This window comes from Streptomyces sp. NPDC088794 (assembly GCF_044750545.1).
In the GTDB taxonomy this organism is placed as follows: domain Bacteria; phylum Actinomycetota; class Actinomycetes; order Streptomycetales; family Streptomycetaceae; genus Streptomyces.
Window position 1 is genome coordinate 128,637 of record NZ_JBIVKB010000011.1, and the last position, 15,372, is coordinate 144,008.

15 protein-coding genes and 1 pseudogene are annotated in these 15,372 nt (G+C 71.8%); 7 read left to right on the forward strand and 9 right to left on the reverse strand.

Translation table 11 applies throughout. The features are described 5' to 3' along the window. Positions 1 to 166 precede the first annotated feature (166 nt). Complete coding sequence (locus tag ACIP6U_RS28535; RefSeq protein ID WP_401723389.1) at positions 167 to 1,042, forward strand: hypothetical protein; 876 nt, start codon at positions 167 to 169, stop codon at positions 1,040 to 1,042. A gap of 128 nt (positions 1,043 to 1,170) precedes the next feature. Next, on the forward strand, positions 1,171 to 1,539 hold the full coding sequence (locus tag ACIP6U_RS28540) for a hypothetical protein (protein WP_401723392.1): 369 nt from the start codon (positions 1,171 to 1,173) through the stop codon (positions 1,537 to 1,539). Positions 1,540 to 1,554: 15 nt separating this feature from the next. On the opposite strand, the gene ACIP6U_RS28545 is transcribed toward ACIP6U_RS28540, so the two are convergent. After that, positions 1,555 to 2,712, reverse strand: a complete 1,158-nt coding sequence (locus ACIP6U_RS28545) for a M20 family metallopeptidase (protein ID WP_401723394.1) — start codon at positions 2,710 to 2,712, stop codon at positions 1,555 to 1,557. A 118-nt stretch (positions 2,713 to 2,830) separates the two neighbouring features. Between ACIP6U_RS28545 and ACIP6U_RS28550 the strand changes: the two genes are divergently transcribed. Then, positions 2,831 to 4,846 carry an FAD-dependent oxidoreductase gene (locus ACIP6U_RS28550; RefSeq protein ID WP_401723396.1) on the forward strand — a complete coding sequence of 672 codons (2,016 nt, stop codon included), beginning with the start codon at positions 2,831 to 2,833 and terminating at the stop codon, positions 4,844 to 4,846. 22 nt (positions 4,847 to 4,868) lie between these two features. Further along, the gene (locus ACIP6U_RS28555; protein ID WP_401723398.1) at positions 4,869 to 5,495 is read left to right on the forward strand and encodes a PadR family transcriptional regulator; all 627 of its coding nucleotides are present in this window, start codon (positions 4,869 to 4,871) and stop codon (positions 5,493 to 5,495) included. 12 nt (positions 5,496 to 5,507) lie between these two features. Here ACIP6U_RS28555 and ACIP6U_RS28560 read toward each other — a convergent pair whose 3' ends face one another. Further along, the gene (locus ACIP6U_RS28560) at positions 5,508 to 6,056 is read right to left on the reverse strand and encodes a hypothetical protein (RefSeq protein WP_401723400.1); all 549 of its coding nucleotides are present in this window, start codon (positions 6,054 to 6,056) and stop codon (positions 5,508 to 5,510) included. Between the two features lie 166 nt (positions 6,057 to 6,222). Next, positions 6,223 to 7,206, reverse strand: a complete 984-nt coding sequence (locus ACIP6U_RS28565; protein WP_401723402.1) for a fibronectin type III domain-containing protein — start codon at positions 7,204 to 7,206, stop codon at positions 6,223 to 6,225. A 432-nt stretch (positions 7,207 to 7,638) separates the two neighbouring features. On the opposite strand from ACIP6U_RS28565, the gene ACIP6U_RS28570 reads away from it, so the two are divergent. Next, complete coding sequence (locus tag ACIP6U_RS28570) at positions 7,639 to 8,334, forward strand: glycoside hydrolase family 75 protein (protein ID WP_401723404.1); 696 nt, start codon at positions 7,639 to 7,641, stop codon at positions 8,332 to 8,334. 88 nt (positions 8,335 to 8,422) lie between these two features. Here ACIP6U_RS28570 and ACIP6U_RS28575 read toward each other — a convergent pair whose 3' ends face one another. The 3 genes from ACIP6U_RS28575 to dhaK are packed head-to-tail and all read right to left on the reverse strand — an operon-like array spanning position 8,423 to position 10,464. Continuing rightward, entirely contained in the window at positions 8,423 to 8,833 is a 411-nt protein-coding gene (locus ACIP6U_RS28575; RefSeq protein WP_401723406.1) for a PTS-dependent dihydroxyacetone kinase phosphotransferase subunit DhaM, read from the reverse strand. Then, positions 8,826 to 9,425 (reverse strand): dihydroxyacetone kinase subunit DhaL, encoded by a 600-nt coding sequence (dhaL, locus tag ACIP6U_RS28580; protein ID WP_401723408.1) that lies wholly within the window; start codon positions 9,423 to 9,425, stop codon positions 8,826 to 8,828. Before dhaL ends, ACIP6U_RS28575 begins: the two co-directional genes overlap by 8 nt. 46 nt (positions 9,426 to 9,471) lie before the next feature. Further along, a complete protein-coding gene (gene dhaK, locus ACIP6U_RS28585) occupies positions 9,472 to 10,464 on the reverse strand; it encodes a dihydroxyacetone kinase subunit DhaK (RefSeq protein ID WP_401723410.1) in 993 nt (330 codons plus the stop codon). Between the two features lie 213 nt (positions 10,465 to 10,677). Here dhaK and ACIP6U_RS28590 point away from each other — a divergent pair. Together ACIP6U_RS28590 and ACIP6U_RS28595 are read left to right on the forward strand one after the other, a co-directional pair. Then, a pseudogene (locus ACIP6U_RS28590) lies at positions 10,678 to 11,352 on the forward strand (proline iminopeptidase-family hydrolase); the annotation flags it as partial. 198 nt (positions 11,353 to 11,550) lie between these two features. Then, positions 11,551 to 11,943 (forward strand): PRC-barrel domain containing protein, encoded by a 393-nt coding sequence (locus tag ACIP6U_RS28595; protein ID WP_401723885.1) that lies wholly within the window; start codon positions 11,551 to 11,553, stop codon positions 11,941 to 11,943. 71 nt (positions 11,944 to 12,014) lie between these two features. Here the strand turns inward: ACIP6U_RS28595 and ACIP6U_RS28600 are convergent, their stop codons facing one another. Genes ACIP6U_RS28600 through ACIP6U_RS28610 form a run of 3 tightly spaced genes read right to left on the reverse strand, consistent with a single transcriptional unit; the run spans position 12,015 to position 15,335 of the window. Next, positions 12,015 to 12,464, reverse strand: coding sequence for a response regulator (locus ACIP6U_RS28600; RefSeq protein WP_401723411.1), 450 nt, complete (start codon positions 12,462 to 12,464; stop codon positions 12,015 to 12,017). Continuing rightward, a complete protein-coding gene (locus ACIP6U_RS28605; RefSeq protein ID WP_401723414.1) occupies positions 12,461 to 14,083 on the reverse strand; it encodes a CHASE3 domain-containing protein in 1,623 nt (540 codons plus the stop codon). Before ACIP6U_RS28605 ends, ACIP6U_RS28600 begins: the two co-directional genes overlap by 4 nt. A 31-nt stretch (positions 14,084 to 14,114) precedes the next feature. Beyond that, entirely contained in the window at positions 14,115 to 15,335 is a 1,221-nt protein-coding gene (locus tag ACIP6U_RS28610) for a PP2C family protein-serine/threonine phosphatase (protein WP_401723888.1), read from the reverse strand. Between the last annotated feature and the right edge of the window lie 37 nt (positions 15,336 to 15,372).

Consider the following 15,372-nt stretch of genomic DNA (forward strand, 5'->3'; position numbering starts at 1 on the left):
TCTCTCAACACGGCCACGGACGTCCGGTGAAGCCGTGACGACAGTACCCGCGAGGGGCTGTCGCCGACTGGACGGCCGCTGTTCTCCTATTGGTCTGTACATGCCTACGTCGGCCCGACAGACTGTCCGGCGATCTGTTTCCGCCCCCCACGGAGGAGCACTCCCTATGCCCCTGCGCGCCCGGAGACGTTGCCACGCGACGCTCACCGCCCTGCTCGCCCTGGCCACCGCGGCCGTCCTGTCCGCCGCCCCGCCCGCGTCGGCCGCCGACACCTGGACCGAGGTGGGCTCCGACCGGGCCGACCCGCTGACCGAGAGCCAGGGTCTGACCTCCGTGGAGGTCCCGGCGAACAGTGCCAACCGCTACACGGGCATCGGCACCATCCCCGTCGGCGTCAGCGTCCGCGGCTGGAACCACGTCGGCGACCCCGACGCCTCCTACAACGGCTACTACGTCGAGCCGTACCAGGCCGACTCGGGCACCGCGAAGATGTACCGCGTGCAGGCACCGGGCGGGGCCTGGTCGGAGTACGTGCACACGCTCAGCCCCGGCGAGGCCCTCAACAACTCCTGGGTCGCGATCTCGCCCGACGGCCAGTGGATGCTGTCCGGCGAGTACGGCACCATGAGCCGCTTCCTGGTCTTCCCGACGCCCGGCGTCAACGCGAGCACCTCGCCCTCGGCGAACCTCCCGCAGGTCTCCGTCGTCAACCTCGACCACCCCGTGCGTGACGTGCAGGGCTGCGACTTCTCCGGCGCGACCACGCTTCTGTGCTCCTCCGACGACCCGGCGGGCACGCTGTTCGGCATCACCAAGCCGCTCCTCCAGGTCGACCTCTCCGCCCAGCCCAGCGGCAGCGGGGACGTCTCCGGCCACGTCACGGCCCTGCGCCAGCTCCCGCTGCGCAGCGGCTGCTCCGGCACCTTCGAGGCCGAGGGCATCGACTACGACCGCCGTACCGGCACCCTGCGCGTGATCGTCGTGTCGCCGGGCTTCTGCGTGCTGACGGACAGCAAGACGTACCGCTTCACCAAGAGCTGAGCCGCTCGCTCTCGACAAGAGCCGATCCGCTCGCTGGTCCGGTGCGGACGGGAGTGCTTGTCTGGTGATGTGGCGCGGTTCGCGGGGAACCCGCGGTGCCGCGCCACATTCACGAGAGGAGCGATCACATGGACCGGGAGCGACAGCACGAGGAACCCGTCTCCCTCGAGATCAGCGGGTGCAGCAAGGAGGACGCCCGGATCGTGTTCGACACGCTCGCCACGTGCTTCGAGTCCGACCGGGGCGCCGACGAGGCCCCGCAGCAGCTCCACGAGACCCGGCCGATGGTGTGGCTCGGCACGTTCGAGGTCACCGACAAGCACACCTGCCCACCGCCCGCCCGGCTCGCGTCCTCCGTCGAGGCCGACGCCCAGGGCGGCTACTGGGCGATCGAACGACTGCGCTCCACCCTCGACTCCCTCTTCACGGTCCGCGACCTCGCCTCGGCCTCCGGGGACCAGGAGCGCGAACTGCACGTACGGCTGGAGAGCCGCTGACCGGCCGGACATCCGCTATCCCTTGAGCAGGCCGAGCACGGCACGCCGGTAGACGGCGTGCACGACGGGCAGGTCCGCGAGGCGGGCCCGCTCGTCGACGCCGTGCAGCCCCTCGTACCGCACCCCGAAACCGGCCGTCGCCGGGATGCCCTCACCGGCCAGCAGGTTGCCGATGTTCGATGGTCCGGCAGTCTTCGCCCGAACCGTCAGCCCTTCCCGCGCGGCCGCGTCGAGCAGCGCGGCGGCGGGTTGCTGGTCCGCGCCCAGTCGGTACGCCGGCCAGGCGGCCACCGGCGTGATCACGGACGGCCGCGGCGTCGGCACCGACGCGTCCAGCTCGGCCACCGCGCGCCGGACCAGCGCCTCGGCCGCGCCGGCGGCGAACCCCGGCGTCGTGCGCACATCGACGCCCAGCTCACAGGCGCCCGGCACCACCGAGAAGCCCTCGCCCCCGTGGCAGAAGGTCACCGTCAGCTTCGGCGGAAGCGGGAACTCGCCCTTGACGCCGGGCAGTTCGGCCTCCTCCAGGAGTCGCACCAACCGCGCCGCCCGAGAGACCGCACCCGGCGTCGTACGCCTCGACCCGGAGTGGCCGGAGTCCGCGTGCACGGTGATCGTGGCCCGCCACAGCCCGCGTCCGCCGACCACGACCTCGTCCGGCCCCGGATAGCCGATCAGCACCCCGGCCGGACGCTCCGCCGTCGGGTCCGCGAGGTAGGCGCGGGCGCCCCCGAAACCGCCGGTGTGCTCGTCGGCGTCGAGCAGGACGGCGAGGCCGCCGCGCAGACCGTCGGCTCGTTCGCGTACTTCGGCGGCGATACGGCAGAACAGCGCCGCCGCCAGCTTGGAGTCGGCCGCGCCCCGCCCCCGCAGCCAGCCGTCCACCACGTCCCCGCGGTCCGGCGGGAAGGACCAGGCGCTCTCGTCGCCGTAGGGGGCGGTGTCCACGCAGGCGTCCAGTGCCCACCACGGCCCCGGCCGGGCACCGGCGACCTCCACCAGCAGGGCGACCGGCCGCCCGTCGTCGTGGAGCCGCCGGTACGGCAGGTCGTGGGCGCCGAGCCAGTCCTCCAGGACGCCGAGGACGGGTCCGTAGTCGTCGATGCCGCCGCGGCTCGGGCGGCGGATCAGCTCCTGGGCGAGGTCGACCACCTCGGCGTCCGCGGTCCTCATGAGGCCACTGTGCCCCCGGGTGTCCGGTGTCACCCGCCCTCGTTTATGCAACTAGTTGCAAAACAAGCGGCGGACCTCTACAAAAGAAGGCACCACACCCCGCACGGAGGGCCCGACGATGAGCCGCTACCCGCACCTGCTGAGCCCGCTCGACCTGGGCTTCACCACGCTGCCCAACCGCGTCCTGATGGGCTCGATGCACGTCGGCCTGGAGGAGGCCGAGCGCGGCTTCGAGCGCATGGCGGAGTTCTACGCCGAGCGGGCGCGCGGGGGAGTCGGGCTCATCGTCACCGGCGGCATCGCGCCCAACGACGCGGGACGGCCGTACGCGGGCGGCGCGAAGCTCACCACCGACGCCGAGGCCGAGCAGCACACGGTGGTCACCGAGGCCGTGCACCGCGCGGGCGGCCGGATCGCGCTCCAGATCCTGCACTTCGGGCGGTACGCCTACCACCAGGATCTGGTCGCGCCGAGCCCGCTCCAAGCGCCCATCAGCCCTTTCCCGCCGCGTGAGTTGACCGACGCGGAGGTCGAGGAGACGATCGACGACTACGTCCGCACCGCCCGCCTCGCCCGCCGGGCCGGGTACGACGGCGTCGAGATCATGGGCTCCGAGGGCTACCTCATCAACGAGTTCATCGCGGCGCAGACCAACCACCGCACCGACCGCTGGGGCGGCGCATACGAGAACCGCATGCGCTTCCCGGTCGAGATCGTGCGCCGGGTGCGCGAGGCCGTCGGCGACGACTTCATCCTCGTCTACCGTCTGTCCATGCTGGACCTGGTCCCCGGCGGCTCCACGCTCGACGAGGTGATCACCCTCGCGAAGGCCGTCGAGGCGGCCGGGGCGACGATCATCAACACCGGCATCGGCTGGCACGAAGCCCGCATCCCCACCATCGCCACCTCGGTCCCGCGCGGCGCCTACACCTGGGTCACCAAGAAGCTCATGGGCCAGGTGTCGGTCCCGCTCGTCACCACCAACCGCATCAACACCCCCGAACTCGCCGAGGAGTTGCTCGCCGACGGCTGCGCGGACATGGTCTCCATGGCCCGCCCGATGCTCGCCGACCCCGCCTTCGTCAACAAGGCCGCGGCCGGCACGCCCGAGGCCATCAACACCTGCATCGGCTGCAACCAGGCCTGCCTCGACCACACCTTCAGCGGCAAGATCACGTCCTGTCTGGTGAACCCGCGCGCCTGCCACGAGACCGAACTGGTCCTGGCGCCCACGAGGTTGCGCAAACGCGTCGCCGTCGTCGGCGCGGGCCCGGCCGGACTCGCGTGCGCGGTCTCCGCCGCCGAACGCGGACACGAGGTCACGCTCTTCGACGCCGCGAGCGAGATCGGCGGACAGCTCAACGTCGCCCGACAGGTCCCGGGCAAGCAGGAGTTCGACGAGACGCTGCGCTACTTCCGCACCCGGCTCGACGAGCACGAAGTGGACGTACGCCTCAACACGCCGGTCGCGACAGGGGACTTGGCCGACTTCGACGAGGTGGTCGTCGCCACCGGCGTCACCCCGCGCACCCCCGACATCCCCGGCGTCGACCACCCGAGCGTCGTCGGCTACCTCGACGTCCTGCGCGGCGAGGCGACCGTCGGCGACCGCGTCGCGATCCTCGGCGCGGGCGGCATCGGCTTCGACGTCGCCGAGTACCTCACCGACGGCGGCGACAAGGCGAGCGAGGACCCGTCGACGTACTTCCGGCAGTGGGGCGTCGACATGGAATACCGCGCGCCCGGCGGCCTGACCGCACCCGAGCGGACCGCCCCGCCCCGCACGGTGCACCTGCTCCAGCGCAAGGAGACCAAGGTCGGCGCGGGCCTCGGCAAGACCACCGGCTGGATCCACCGCGCCGAACTCAAGCACCGGGGCGTCACCATGGTCCCGGGTGTCCGCTACGACCGCATCGACGACGCCGGACTGCACGTCACCGTCGGCGAGGAGAGCACGGTCCTGCCCGTCGACACGATCGTGCTGTGCACCGGACAGGAACCGCGCCGGGGCCTGTACGAGGAACTGGTCGCCGCGGGCCGCGCCGCGCACCTGATCGGCGGCGCCGACGTGGCCGCCGAACTGGACGCCAAGCGGGCGATCAAGCAGGGCACCGAGGTTGCCGCCGCCCTGTAGGGCCCGTCCCTAGGATGACCGCATGTCACTCCCGCACGCGATCCTCACCGCCCTGCTCGAAAAGCCGTCCTCGGGGCTGGAGCTGACCCGCAGGTTCGACCGGTCGATCGGCTACTTCTGGTCGGCCACGCACCAGCAGATCTATCGCGAGCTGGGAAAACTGGAGGCCGAGGGGCAGATCAGGGCGCTGCCGACCGAGCAGCCCGCCCGCGGTCAGAAGAAGAGCTACGAGGTGCTGCCCGCGGGCCGCGCCGAACTGGCCCGCTGGACGTCCGCCGCCCACGACCCCAAGCCGCTGCGGGACACGATGCTGCTCAGGCTGCGCGCGGCGGCCGTGGTCGGCACGGCGGGCGTGGAGATCGATCTGCGCCGCCATCTCGACCTGCATCAGCGGCAGTTGGCGGAGTACGAGGAGATCGAGCGGCGCGACTTCCCGCCCGGCAAGGACGGTCCCCAGGACCGGTTGCGCCACCTGGTGCTGCGGGCGGGCATCGACCTGGAGACCTTCTGGACACGGTGGCTCGCGCATGCGGTGGAGGAGTTCGCCGAACTGCCCGATGTCGAGCTGCCCGATGTCGAACCGGCCGATGCCGAACCGGCCCGTGTCGAACCGCCGTCGGCCGGACTCCCGGGTGCCGGGCGGGCCTGAGCCCGCCCGGTCTCAGAGCCGGTAGGGCTTGGCGCGGCGGCGCAGGACCCAGGCGGTGGCGATGACACCCGCCCCCACCAGGGCACTGCCCGCGGTCAGGGTGAGCGTCCCGTAGTCCTTGACCGCGCCGCCGATCCCGCCCATGACACCGCGCGAGGGGGAAGCCGAGGCCGTGGCGGAGATGGTGGGTGTGGAGGCGGCCGACACGATCACGGACTGGGTGCCCGCGGTGCTCCTGGCGCCGCCCGAGCAGATGACCACGACGGTGTACGTGCCGGGGTTCACCGTCTGCCAGGCCGCGGACTGGAGGCCGGTCGTGCCCGAGAGGGCCACCTGCCGGCCCTGGGCGAAGTTCGCCTGGCTGCTGTTGAGCAGCGAGGCCGTGCCCCAGCTGCCGCTGCTGCTGGTCTGTGAGCAGGTGGCGGTCGTCACCGAGACCGTGGACCCGCTCGTGCTCACGGAGATCCCCGATCCCGCGGCCGCGGCCGGGCCGGCGGTCAGGGCCAGGGGGAGCGCGACGGCGGCCGCCGCGGTGCGGAGGGGTGGACGAGTCATGCGCATGGGAGCCTCCGACGGCACGGTTGGCGGGACATCCCTAGCGCCGCCGAGGGTTGGGGAACGCCCGTGCTGCCTCAGGGGCAGCCAATGTGCTCCCGGCCCGTCCCGCATGCGGAGCGCCACCGGGCAGGTGACGGATTCCTTCGTCCGGCCCATGCGCGCTCCGCCGTCAGGAGGCCGTCGTGCAGGTGACCTCCGGTGACCAGCCGCCCCAGGTGCCGTCGGGCAGCTTGGCCCGGATCCGCACCCGATGGCTGACGCCCGCGTCCTTGCCGATGTAGAAGGAGTAGGTGGCCTTGTCGCGCGGCGGGTTCCCGCCGTACACGAGCGAGGTGGCGGTCTGTCCGTCGAGCCGGATCTCGTACTCGGTGACCACGCCGTCCGTGCGCGGCGGGACCCAGGAGAGGTCGATGTAGTACGCCCCGTCGTCGCGGTGGGTGGTCGCGCGGAAGGCGGTGGGCGCGGTGTTGCGGCCGTCGTCGGTACCCGGCGTGGTGAGGCGGACGGTGGCGCCGGGCGGCGAGAGGTTGTCGGCCGCGTCCCGGGCCCGGACGCTGAAGGCGTAGTGCGTGCCCGGCCGCAGCCCCGTCACCACGGTCGCCGTCTGGTTCCCGCCGACACTGTGGATCTTCGTGGTGCCCTGGTAGACGTCGTACGACAGCACCGCGCGGTCGTCCTTCGAGGCGGACCAGGAGAGCTGGACGGCCCGGCTGCCGACCGCCTTGCCCTCGGTGGCGCCCGGGCGGGTGGGGGGCTCGGCGTCCGCCGCCACGGCCGCGGGGGTCGTGGCCCGGACCTCCCTGCTGCGCGGGCCGAGCAGGTCCTCGCCGCTGCGGGCCCGGACGGAGAAGACGTACCCGGTGGCCGGCTTGAGCCGGATGACGTCCACCATGCGCTCGGAGGCCGGCACCTCCTGGACCTTGGTGGTGCCCCGGTACACCTCGTAGGAGGTGACGGGCGGGTCCGCGGTCACCGCGTTCCACATCACGTGCACGCTCGTGGAACTGCCCGCCACCGCGGTGACGCCGACCGGCGCCCCGGGGAGCCGGCCGCCGTCATCGGTGTCGGAGCCGCCCCAGGCGCAGGACGCGAGCAGGGCCACGGCCGCGCAGGCCGTGGCGGCTGTGCGCAGGAGTAGGACGACACGACGCACGACTCTGCCTCCCCGGACGGCGCGACGGCAATGGTCCGGACCAATATGACCCGGCTGACGTGGTCGCATCAAGAGGGCGTGCGGTGGTCGGACCGTGGGCGGGCGATGCGCGGACGACGGGCGGACCCGTTGGTGACCGCCTATGAAGGTTTCGTATGCTGAAGCTTCTGACGGCCGAACATCCTTTGAGGGCTGGGGAGTTCGGGCCGGTGGCGCGGGCCGCTGTCGTCGCTGATCCCGCGCCTGACGTGGGCGGCCGGGCGGCCGGAGCCGATACGGGCTCAGGCGCCCGGCCCCTGCCGGAAGTTCGGGGACAGGGGCCCGCCGACGGGGTCGTGCACCGTACGGCCCCCCAACGGTGGCCGCATGATCGCAACGGCACCAGGGTGGGCTGAGTGTCCGTCAGTGTCCCCCAGGAGAGGCTTCCTTATCGTGCGTGTCCAGTCGCTGACACTGGCCGCGGCAAGCGCCGCCCTGCTCACCCCCACGACCGTGCCCGCCGCCGCGCACCACATCGAGCAGGAGCCGGTGGTGTGGCGCGAGGGCGCCGTGACCGCCGCGGACCTGCTGGCGAAAGCGCGTGACTGCACCCAGGTCTCCCGCGGCCGCTACCGCAGCGACGACGGCAAACCGGCCGACATCCCGGTCTGTGGCACCCGGGACGCCGTCTTCTGGAAGGCCGACATGGACATCGACTGCGACGGGCGCCCCACCGCCCGCTGCAACCGCCGTACCGACCCGCTCTTCTCCGACATGACCGCCTACCAGCAGGCCGACGGGCGTCACCTGAGCGCCGAGCAGCTGCCCTACATCGTCGTGCCCATGGTGAGCCGGATCTGGAACCACCGCGACCACGGGGTGCGCGGGGGCTCGGTCGCCGCCGTCGTCTACCGGGACCGCGTGCAGTACGCCGTGGTCGGCGACGTCGGCCCGCACGACATCATCGGCGAGGCGTCCTACGCCACCGCCCGCGGCCTCGGCATCGAGCCGGACCCGCGCGGCGGCGGTACGGCCTCCGGCGTCACCTACATCGTCTTCAAGGACTCCCAGGTCAAGCCGATCGAGGACCATGCCGCGGCGGTCGCCACGGGGGAGCGGTTGGCGAAGATGTTCGTGAAGGGCAAGTGAGCCGAGGCCTGTCGCGCCGAGGTGGTGTGAGCCGAGGTCCTCGGCGAGGGCGCCGGCGGACTCCTCCGGGTCCGCCGGCGCCGCCCGTTCACGCCTTGCGGTAGGTGTACGCCTCCCCGGCCGCCGCCTCCACCGCCGCCAGGTCGGCGCCCGTCGACGCCGTGACGACCGCCGCCACCGCGCCCTCGACGAACGGGGCGTCCACCAGGTGCGTGTCGGGCGGGAGTTCGTCGCCCTCGGCGAGCAGGGCCTTCACGGTGAGGACCGCGCTGCCGAGGTCGGTGAGGATCGCGACCCCGGCACCCCGGTCCACGGACGCGGCAGCCGCGGCGATCAGCTCCGAGCTGGTGCCCAGGCCGCCGCCCTCGGTGCCACCCGCCGCGGCGACCGGCACATCGGTGCCGCCACCGGCCAGGCCCTTCGCCAGCTCGGCCACCGACGTCGCGACCTCCGCGCTGTGCGACACCAGCACGATCCCGACCAGCTTGCCGTCACTCACCGTCCGCCTCCGCCAGGGCCGCGATCAGCAGGGACGCCGAGGTGGCCCCGGGATCCTGGTGCCCGATGCTGCGCTCGCCGAGATAGCTCGCCCGACCCTTGCGCGCCTGCAAGGGCGTGGTCGCCAGCGCACCCTCCTCGGCGGCGGCCCGGGCCGCGCCGAAACCGTCCGGGAGCGCGTCCACGGCCGGCACCAGGGCGTCGATCATGGTCTTGTCGCCCGGCGCGGCACCGCCGAGCGCCATGACCGCGTCCACCCCGGCCCGCAGCGCCTGGGCGAACTCCGCCTCGCTCACCTCGCCGGCCTCCCCGAGTGCCTTGCCGGTACGGCGCAGCAGCGTCCCGTACAGGGGCCCCGACGCGCCGCCGACCGTCGAGATCAACGTCCGTCCGGCGAGCGCCAGGACCGCCCCGGGCGTGTCCGGCGCCTCCTTCTCCAGCGTCGCGGCCACGGCACGGAAACCGCGCTGCAGATTGCTGCCGTGGTCCGCGTCCCCGATGGGGGAGTCGAGGGAGGTGAGCCGCTCCGCCTCACGGTCCACGGAAGCGGCGGTCGCCGTCATCCAACGGCGGAAGAAGTCGGCGTCGAGCACGGGATCTCCTTGCGTGGTAGGTGAGTTGCGGTCGCCGGTCCCCCTGTCACACGCCCCAGCGCAGCCCCGGCGTCTTCACCGGCGCGTCCCACAGCCGCAGCGTCTCCTCGTCGATCTGGCACAGCGTGACCGACGCGCCGGCCATGTCCAGCGAGGTGACGTAGTTGCCGACGAGCGTGCGGGCGACGGCGACACCGCGGGCGGCGAGCACCCGCTGCACCTCGGCGTTGAAGCCGTACAGCTCCAGGAGCGGGGTGCCGCCCATGCCGTTGACCAGGACGAGGACCGGGTTGCGCGGGGGCAGGTCCTCCAGGATCGCGTTGACCGCGAAGTCGGCGATCTCGCCCGAGGTCATCATCGGCCGCCGCTCCCGGCCGGGCTCGCCGTGGATGCCGACCCCCAACTCCAGCTCGCCGGCGGGCAGATCGAAGGTCGGCGTGCCCTTGGCGGGCGTGGTGCCGGCGGTGAGCGCGACCCCGAAGCTGCGGGAGTTCTCGTTGACCTGCCGGGCGATCGACGCCACCTGCTCCAGCGGCTGCCCCTCGTCGGCGGCGGCGCCCGCGATCTTCTCGACGAACAGGGTCGCGCCGGTACCGCGCCGGCCGGCCGTGTAGAGACTGTCGGTGACCGCCACATCGTCGTTGACCAGCACCTTGGCGACCTGGATGCCCTCGTCCTCGGCCAGCTCCGCGGCCATGTCGAAGTTGAGCACGTCACCCGTGTAGTTCTTCACGATGAACAGCACACCGGCCCCGCTGTCCACGGCCGCCGCCGCGCGCACCATCTGGTCCGGCACCGGGGAGGTGAAGACCTCGCCGGGACAGGCGGCGGAGAGCATGCCGGGACCCACGAATCCGCCGTGCAGCGGCTCGTGCCCCGAGCCGCCGCCGGAGATCAGGGCGACCTTTCCGGCCACGGGAGCGTCCCGCCGTACGATCACGCGGTTCTCCACGTCGACGGTGAGCTCGGGGTGGGCCGCCGCCATGCCCCGCAACGCGTCCGCCACCACGGTTTCCGGGACGTTGATCAACATCTTCATCGGTACCTCCTGGTGTGCACGGCAGACGGGTGTCCGGCCTGTTCCTCACTGGTCAGAGTAGGCGAGATCGAGTGTCGGGCCAGGGGGTGGGCAGCGGTCGGAAGCAGGTCACCTGGCCGATGCACGATCATGACCGCGCGGCAGAGGGTTGATCGGACAGTCGGGGGCGCCCATGACCGTCGCGCGTCAACAGGAGAGCAGAGAGTCCTCACGATGATCAACCGTCGTAACGTTCTCAAGTCGTCCAGCGCCCTGGCGTCCGGCGGCTTCGTGCCCGTGGCCGCGCGGGCCAAGCCCCGTTCGGTTGGCGGGTCCGGTCTCCGGCCAGGTCAGCGGTACGTCGACGTCCCCGGCGGCCGGGTCTGGGTGAACGTCGTCGGCAGCGGCCGACGCCCCGCGCTGCTGGTGCTGCACGGCGGACCCGGCGCGGGCCACGACTACCTGGAGTCCCTCGGTGACCTCGCCACCGACCGGCCGGTCGTCTTCTACGACCAGCTCGGCTGCGGTCACTCGGACAAGCCCGACAACCCCGCGCTGTGGCGGACCGACCGGTTCGTCGCCGAACTGGAGGCGGTCAGAAGCGCGTTGGGCCTGCGCCACTTCCATCTGTACGGCCACTCGTGGGGCGGCTGGCTCGCCATCGAGTACCTGCTCCGCCGCCCCCGCGAGGTGGGCGCCGTCGTCCTGGCCAGCACCTCGTCCAGCGCGCCCCGGTTCGCCGCGGGCACCCGGCAGTTGCGCACGCTCCTCCCGGCCGACGTGCAGAGCGTCCTGGACGAGTACGAGGCGAGGGGCGACTACACCGCGCCCGAATACCTCGACGCGGTGAACGTCTTCTACGCCACCTTATTCTGCCGTCTCGACCCGTACCCCGAGGCCCTGCTGCGCAGCAGGGCCTCGAGCGGGTCGAGTTCCCCCACAGCGCGCACATGGCGATGTGGGAGGACCGGGAGGCCTATATGCGGACGCTCTCGTCGTTCCTGTCGAAGTGGGACCGGGTTCGCTGATCCGCGTGAAGCCCGGGGAGTTGGGCACTCGGAGGACGCCGGTCACCGAGGCCGCATTTTCCGGAGGAGTTGTTTTCACGTGAATGAGAATGTTTGGGATTACCAGTCGACCGCCGACCGTCTTGCGAGTGTCGACCTCACTGGTTACAAGGTAGAGGCCACGGACGGCAGTATCGGCAAGGTCGACAAGCATTCCGACGAGGTCGGCGACGCCTATCTGGTGGTGGACACCGGTGTGTGGATCTTCGGCAAGGAGGTCCTGCTCCCGGCGAGCACGGTCATCAGGATCGACTCGGACGACGAGAAGGTGTTCGTCGACCGCACCAAGCAGCAGATCAAGGACGCCCCCGAATTCGACCGCGAGAAGCACCTCGGGGACCCGGGCTACCACGATGAGCTGGGCGCCTACTACGGCACCGACACCCCGCGCGGCGGCCCCGACATGGGCACCCCGCGCAGCCCCATGGTCTGATCCGTCGCACCTCGGCCCCGGGACTTCCAAGAAGTCCTGGGGCTGTCGCGTGCCCGCTGTCCTGTGCGGGCTCAGGCGTCGCTGCGGGGCAGCCGGACGACCTGGACGAAGAAGTCGTCGATCTGGCGGACGGCGGCGATGAACTGGTCCAGGTCGACCGGCTTGGTGACATAGGCGTTGGCGTGCAGCTTGTAGCTGCGCAGGATGTCCTCCTCGGCCGCCGAGGTGGTGAGGATGACCACGGGGATGTGGGCGAGTTCGGGGTCCGACTTGATCTTCTCCAGGACCTGCCGGCCGTCGTACTTGGGCAGGTTGAGGTCCAGCAGGATGAGGCCGGGGCGGGGCGCGTCCGTGTGGTCGCCGCGCTGGTAGAGGAAGTCGAGGGCCTCCTCGCCGTCCCGTACGACGTGCAGCGTGTTGCCGATCTTGTTGTCCTCGAACGCCTCGCGGGTCATCAGCTCGTCGCCGGGGTCGTCCTCCACGAGCAGGACGTCGATGGTGGCGGCGGGGGGAGTGGTCATGTCAGGGCCTTCTTCTCGGTGCGGGGGTCGGAGGCGTCCGCCGGGACTGCGGCGAACGGGAGGGTGAAGCAGAAGCGGGTGCCCTCGGTACGGCCGGTGTCGAGCCAGATCGTGCCGCCGTGGTACTCCACGATCTTCTTGCACAGGGCAAGGCCGATGCCGGTGCCGCCGTACGCGTCTCTGCTGTGCAGCCGCTGGAAGATGACGAAGACCTTCTCGGCGAACTCCGGGGGGATGCCGATGCCGTTGTCGGTGACGTACACGAGCCAGGTGTCCGGCCGGTCGGGGTCCACGGCACAGGTGATCGTCACGTGCGGCGGGCGGTCCGGGTCGCGGAACTTGAGGGCGTTGCCGATGAGGTTCTGCCACAGCATGGCCAGCAGGGTGGGGTCGCCGACGATCTCGGGCAGGGTGTCCGGGCGGTCGACGCCGGCGCCGGACTCCTCGACGGCCACCGTCAGGTTCGACAGGGCCTTGTCGAGGGCTTGATCGAGGCCTACGGGCACTTGGGCGTCGTTGACGCGGCCGACCCGGGAGAAGGTGAGCAGGTCGTTGATGAGGACCTGCATGCGCTTGGCGCCGTCGACCGCGAAGTCGATGTACTGCAGGCCCCGTTGGTCGAGCTGGTCGCCGTACCGCTTCTCCAGCAGCTGACAGAACGAGGCGACCTTGCGCAGCGGCTCCTGGAGGTCGTGCGAGGCGACATACGCGAACTGCTCCAACTCGGCGTTGGAGCGGCGCAGTTCGACGGCCTGGGCGTCCAAGTCGGCGGCCTGCCGGGTCAGGACGTCCCGCTGGCTGCGGGAGGCCGCCAGCTCGGCGACGATCTGCTGCCGCATGCCCTCGACGTCCGCGGCCACCGCGGCCAGGTCCGCAGGACCGCCGCCCTTGATGACGTGGTCGAAGTCCCCGCCGGCCACCTGCCGGGACGCCTCGCGCAGCGACTCCAACGGGCGGGTGACGAGCAGGCGCACGAGGATCGCGAGCGTGAGCCCGGTCAGCACGAAGAGAACCACGATGCCGGTGAGGACCGCGTTGCGGACATTTCGCTCGTGCGCCAGATTCCGCCGGCCGTCGTGGACCGCCCGCGCCAGGTCCCGGTCCTGTTTCGTCCACAGGGCGCGCAGGTCGTCGAACTTCACCTTGCCGCGGTCGGCGGTGTGCTGGTCGATGGTTCGCGGCCGGCCGGGGGTGACGGAGGCGGCGAGGGGGTCCGCATAGGTGTCGCGCCAGTCGGCGGCGCCTCGCTGGACCGCGTCGAGGTCGGCGAGGAGCGCGGGCCGGTCGGCGACCAGGGAGCGCAGTCGGGCGGCCACCCGGGCCTCGTCCCGCCTGCCCTGGGTGTAGGGCTCCAGGAACTGCCGGTCGGCGGCGATCGCGTACCCCCGGACGCCGGTCTCCTGGTTCACCAGGGTCGCCTGCAGCCGGTACGCCTCCGTCTGGGCCGGCTGGACCTGCTCCAGCAGCTCGTCGGTCACCCGTGCCGTCCGGTCCAGCAGGCTCGCGCCCACCGCGGTGCCGATCACGACCACCAGCATCATGAGGGCCAGGACCAGGTAGAACCAGCTCTGCACCGTGAGCCGGCGCCCGATCCATGTCCTGCTCGCCCCGTCCGTCATGCTTCGGTCCCGCACTGCTCGCCCCACTCGCTCAGTTCCAGCACAGGTGCACCAGGGCCACGTCGTCGGCCAGACCGCCCTGTGATTCGGCCAGGCCGCCGACCCGCTCGATCAGCCGGTCGGCGAACGGTTCCGGCGCCAGCGCGGCCTCCTCCTGGGCAAGGGCCAGAAGACCCGCCTCGCCCAGCCGCTCGGCGCCACGGCCGACATGTCCCTCGAAGAGGCCGTCCGTGAACAGCACGACCCCCGCGCCCGCAGGCACCTCCACCTCGGTCATCGGCCACGACGCTCCTCCGGGTACCACCCCCAGCGCCGGACCGCCGGGCGGCTCGACCCACTCCACACCATGATCGGTGCGCAGCAACAATCCGTGGTGGCCGGCCCGTACCACCCGGGCCCGCTCCTGGCCCGGCACGACGGAGAGGCTGACGAGTGTCGCGAAGACCTCGTCGCGGGCGCGCTCCGCGAGCAGGATCTCCTCCAGGCGGCTGATCTGCTCGGCTCCGGTGACACCGCAGAGCACCAGGGTCCGCCAGGCGATCCGCAGGGCGACGCCCAGAGCCGCCTCGTCCGGTCCGTGCCCGGAGACGTCCCCGACCACCGCGTGCACCGTGCCGTCGGCGGTCTGCACGATGTCGTAGAAGTCACCGCCGAGGAGCGCCTGGGCCCGTCCGGGAAGGTAGCGGGCCACGACGTCGACGTCGTCGCAGTGCAGCAACGGGCGGGGCAGCAGCCCCCGTTCGAGACGCGCGTTCTCCTGCGCCTGCATCCGACTGGCCTGGAGCGCCACCGCGGACTGCTCCGCCTGCTTGCGCTGGATCGCGTAGCGCACCGCCCGCCCGAACAGCTCGGGTTCGACGCGCCCCTTGACGAGGTAGTCCTGCGCGCCGCCCGCGACCGCGGCGAGGCCGGTCAGTTCCTCGGCGAGCCCGGTGAGCACCACGATGGCGACCTGGTCGGCGTACGCCTTGACGCGGGAGACCGCCTCCAGGCCCTGGGCGTCCGACAGATGCAGATCGAGCAGTACGCAGTCGGGCAGCCCCGCGGCCAGGACGTCGGCGGCCTCCGCCATCGACCGCACCCACCGCAGCCGCATCTTCAGGGTGCTGTCGGCGACGAGTTCCTCCACCAGAAGGGCGTCGCCGGGGTCGTCCTCGATCAACAGGACGGACGGCTCCCGCCATTCCCACTCCGCGGCGCCATCCTCCCGCGCACGCGACGCTGGTTCGGCGTCCCCAGCGGACGTCGACATCATGCTTGTGACCTTCCTGCCCTCACACGCCGCGGAT

Excerpts from the sequence above, each read along its gene's own strand:
- ACIP6U_RS28535 (WP_401723389.1), top strand. The coding sequence starts at position 167 with ATGCCCCTGCGCGCCCGGAGACGTTGCCACGCGACGCTCACCGCCCTG.
- ACIP6U_RS28540 (WP_401723392.1), top strand. The coding sequence starts at position 1,171 with ATGGACCGGGAGCGACAGCACGAGGAACCCGTCTCCCTCGAGATCAGC.
- ACIP6U_RS28545 (WP_401723394.1), bottom strand. The coding sequence starts at position 2,712 with ATGAGGACCGCGGACGCCGAGGTGGTCGACCTCGCCCAGGAGCTGATC.
- ACIP6U_RS28550 (WP_401723396.1), top strand. The coding sequence starts at position 2,831 with ATGAGCCGCTACCCGCACCTGCTGAGCCCGCTCGACCTGGGCTTCACC.
- ACIP6U_RS28555 (WP_401723398.1), top strand. The coding sequence starts at position 4,869 with ATGTCACTCCCGCACGCGATCCTCACCGCCCTGCTCGAAAAGCCGTCC.
- ACIP6U_RS28560 (WP_401723400.1), bottom strand. The coding sequence starts at position 6,056 with ATGCGCATGACTCGTCCACCCCTCCGCACCGCGGCGGCCGCCGTCGCG.
- dhaK (WP_401723410.1), bottom strand. The coding sequence starts at position 10,464 with ATGAAGATGTTGATCAACGTCCCGGAAACCGTGGTGGCGGACGCGTTG.
- ACIP6U_RS28600 (WP_401723411.1), bottom strand. The coding sequence starts at position 12,464 with ATGACCACTCCCCCCGCCGCCACCATCGACGTCCTGCTCGTGGAGGAC.
- ACIP6U_RS28605 (WP_401723414.1), bottom strand. The coding sequence starts at position 14,083 with ATGACGGACGGGGCGAGCAGGACATGGATCGGGCGCCGGCTCACGGTG.
- ACIP6U_RS28610 (WP_401723888.1), bottom strand. The coding sequence starts at position 15,335 with ATGTCGACGTCCGCTGGGGACGCCGAACCAGCGTCGCGTGCGCGGGAG.